We start from the raw sequence: 3,553 nt of genomic DNA, 5'->3' as shown, positions 1-3,553 counted from the left end.
AACACCCAGCTTTTAGAAAACATTCTGCAAGAATGCTTTCATGATTTCTCCTTAGAGGAGACTAAAGCTTATCTCTGGCAACTATTCTCACTAACAGTGTCCGGAGGTTTTAACAGACAGCCCTTAGAAAGAAGAGAAAATATTTTGGCTTTTTATGAGCATCTGCAAAAGGTATTAGACGTATTGGAACCCATATTAACCGAAGGTGAGCTGAATAGCCAGATGAAAAAAGAGCTTAATTGCCGTTGTATTATTAAATCACCAGAATAGTTTTTCGCTCTTATAAGGCTGTTCATGGTATTGCAAAATAGTAGTAGTTTTTTATTGAAACCATGCAGATTGGGCAGCCTGTTTTAAATATCAAATTAAATCTAAACTTTTAGAATACCTGAATTACGAGAAAATATTAAGGTAGTATAACGAAATTGTTAAACCGTCGTTATAGATACAATGATTATTTATTACCCATTCTGCCGCGGATATAGATTTAGGGCATCTATGCGGCAGATGGTTTTTGTTTATTAACTAGTCTGAAAACGGGATAAGGGGAGATAGAAAGTGTCTCCAGGCTAACTCAAAAAATATTAAACAATTGTTCTAATAAACGTAATTTTCTTCGATGTACTTTATAGCTTGGTCTTGTGTCATTGTCGAAAAGTTCCGATAACGGTAATGAACATCAATGATTTCTTTTAAAGCATCGGCAACCAGTTCTTTATTTTTCCATGTCTTAAGGTGTTCTATAACTTTCTGAATACAGCCTTTTTTATAAGCTATTTGTCCTATAACATGAACCAGCGTATTTCTTACCCGCGCAGTCTTATCGTATTGCAGTTCCTGCAATAAAGGCAATATATCTTCTGGATATTTTCTGCCGCGGAGCTCTATACCATGGCAGATTTCGCGTCTTATTTCTTTATTTTCATGATGCAGATATTTTTTTGCCCAAGCTAAAACGGGTTCTGGGTTTACTTCGCCCATTTTTTTAATAGAACCAATAACGGCATTTCTTGGTGAATGAGATGGGTCAAACAAACCTTTATCGAAAAAATGCTGCACCTCTTCAAATTGTCTTTTACCAATTTCGCCCGCAGAATTGATAACAGTTTGTCTGATTTTTGAATTATCATCACATAATAGTTCATCTAAACAGGTGATAATTTTTGTTTGCAGCGATTTATTTTCAAAATAAACTCTACCTATAGATAAATAGGCCGATTTTCGTATATAAGTATCATCGTCAGAAAAATAAGCAACAATTTTTTTTGTTGTGGAGTTAAGCAAGTCGTTATAAATATCTTCTTTGATTTGCTCTACCAGTTTTACACGTTGCGATTTAGTAAGCTCGTAAAAAGACATTATTTGTTCTGTATTTTTTTTAAGACCTTTTCTACCCGTTTGCGTTTACTTTCTTTTTCAAAATCGTCCAGTCGGGAAGAAAGTGTTTTAATAAAAACCACTTTGTTTTCTGGACTTATTATAGGTAAAGCATTTTCTGCATACATTGGAAGCTGATTTGCCGGGCTGCGTAAAAGTTGTTCGTTTAACAAAGCGAAGGCATTATCTGCAAACTCTTTTACAGCGCAAAGTTTAATAAGTATAGCCACATAATTGTCCTTTGTTATAACCGAACCAGTATCGGCAACGTGTGCTAATTGAGATAAAGCTAAATATACTTTTTTAGGATTTTCATGGGTAAGATGGTTAAGCGCTGTCATTGCTCCCCACTGCATTCTGTTGTCTTTGCTTTTAAGCAATTGGATAAAATTATCGGTATAATCAACAATCAAAGAGGGTGCTTTGGAACCAATTTCGTATAGAGTCTTAATACAGTCATGCCGGATGTCTTTGCTTTTATTATCGAGGTTTTCAAGCAACTCTTTGACTGCACTCTTATCAGAATCAGATACAATTTGATTGGCTAATTCTATGTTTGGATTTTCGTCTTTTCTTCCCAGTGACGAAGCCAGTTTGTCAATCGTTGTCATAAAATTTTGTGTTATTTAGATTGTTGTACCGAATTCTCAAATACTTAATACAGATTCCAATCTAGCAATTTTTGGTGTCATATATACAACCGGGAGATAAAGAATATTTACCCTACATATCAGGGCTTTAATCTGATCCTGGTAGTGTAGCTAACCATAAATAACGTTAATCTGTTCGTAGAGTTAAGTGAAACGTTGCTACATAAAATTTGCCCCTATTCTAACCTCTTTTTACCCCCTTTAAAAACTGTTTTGTAAGCAATTTGGAGTTAATAAACGACGCACCAATTATGAATAAACTTTTACCCTTTCTATTTCTTTGCCTGTTTTTAAAAAATTCCTTAGCACAAATTCGTTATGAAGATTTCGAATCTGGTGTGCCGGTGAATTTCTCGTCCAATATTTCAGGAAGTTTAAGTGCAAATGGCTTACATAAAAAGAAGGGAACACAAAGTTTATCGTGGAATGCAAAGAATAACGATATTTTAACCATTTCTAACCTGCAAATTCCGGCATCAGAGATTTATAATTACTCGGCAAACTCAGCACAGTTCTGGATTTATTCCAAAGTTGTAACTAATGATACGCTGATATTTAAGTTTTTTGACAACTCCAACATATTAAAAAGAGAAGGTAGAATAGTGCTTAACTATTCGGGCTGGCGCGATTTTCACCGGAGTTACCGTTATGATTATAATTCTGGAACAGAACAATCTGGCTTTTTACTGAACAGGATTACCATAACCTACAAAGGTTATCAGGGCACTATAGCTCAGAATCAGGTTTTTTTAGACGAAATGACTTTTGCGGGAAACGGAGATATAAGAGTTCCCGGGCCGCACAATGCCGATTATCAAAACTTCCGTTTTACAAGCAATTATACAAAAGCCATTTTGGCTTATCAGAATCAGGCAGATATAGCGACATCTAATGCTACTCCGCAAGAGATAAACGCTATACAAACATTAAAAAGCCAGTATCAGCGTACAGTAGGCAGTGCAAATGCTACACAAATAGCAACTGCAAAAGCTTATGTAAATGGTTTAAATATTACCGCTAATGCAGACGGAACTTTAAATGGGAAGGGGATATACGATATCTATAAACTGGATACGCTGTTAAAGATTTCGAATTACGTAAGCTACCTGAGCAGGGCTTATATAAAAAATAATGATGCAGATGCACTAAGCAAATTAAATTCATTTGTAGCCTATGTGTTAGATCAGGGACTGGCCGAAGGTGGCCGTATGGTTATGCCTTACAACGATTATTCGTCAGCCAGAAACTTTCCTATAGGTTTTTTAGAAGCTTTACCGCTATTGCCTAATACAATAGTAAAAGATGCAGTTATTAAGATGCTGAAATGGTCTCACGAATTCAATAACATATACAACGCGAATCCAACCCCGGGCTTAGAGCTGGATTATATGTATTTGAAATCTAACCTTTTGTTAGAATTGGCTTTAACAGATACAGACAACGATATTATCGCCAGAGATTTAAAATCTTTTTCAAGATATCTGGAACAATATACTTATACCAGTGAAGGAGAAAGAGATGGTATT

General features: G+C 35.3%; 4 protein-coding genes. 2 read left to right on the top strand and 2 right to left on the bottom strand.

The window, feature by feature from the left end; genetic code table 11:
• A partial coding sequence (locus ABWO41_RS16675) for a hypothetical protein (protein WP_353140433.1) occupies positions 1-270 on the top strand: 270 nt, incomplete at its 5' end.
• A 327-nt stretch (positions 271-597) separates the two neighbouring features.
• On the opposite strand, the gene ABWO41_RS16670 is transcribed toward ABWO41_RS16675, so the two are convergent.
• Both ABWO41_RS16670 and ABWO41_RS16665 read right to left on the bottom strand, forming a co-directional pair.
• On the bottom strand, positions 598-1,359 hold the full coding sequence (locus ABWO41_RS16670) for a HEAT repeat domain-containing protein (protein ID WP_353140431.1): 762 nt from the start codon (positions 1,357-1,359) through the stop codon (positions 598-600).
• Positions 1,359-1,988 carry a HEAT repeat domain-containing protein gene (locus tag ABWO41_RS16665; protein WP_353140429.1) on the bottom strand — a complete coding sequence of 210 codons (630 nt, stop codon included), beginning with the start codon at positions 1,986-1,988 and terminating at the stop codon, positions 1,359-1,361. The genes ABWO41_RS16670 and ABWO41_RS16665 overlap by 1 nt, the downstream gene beginning before the upstream one ends.
• Before the next feature lie 290 nt (positions 1,989-2,278).
• On the opposite strand from ABWO41_RS16665, the gene ABWO41_RS16660 reads away from it, so the two are divergent.
• The coding region (locus ABWO41_RS16660) for a chondroitinase family protein (protein WP_353140427.1) at positions 2,279-3,553 on the top strand (1,275 nt) is incomplete at its 3' end.

The organism is Pseudopedobacter sp. (genome assembly GCF_040392825.1).
GTDB lineage: Bacteria > Bacteroidota > Bacteroidia > Sphingobacteriales > Sphingobacteriaceae > Pseudopedobacter.
This window is presented reverse-complemented; position numbering and strand designations above follow the sequence as displayed.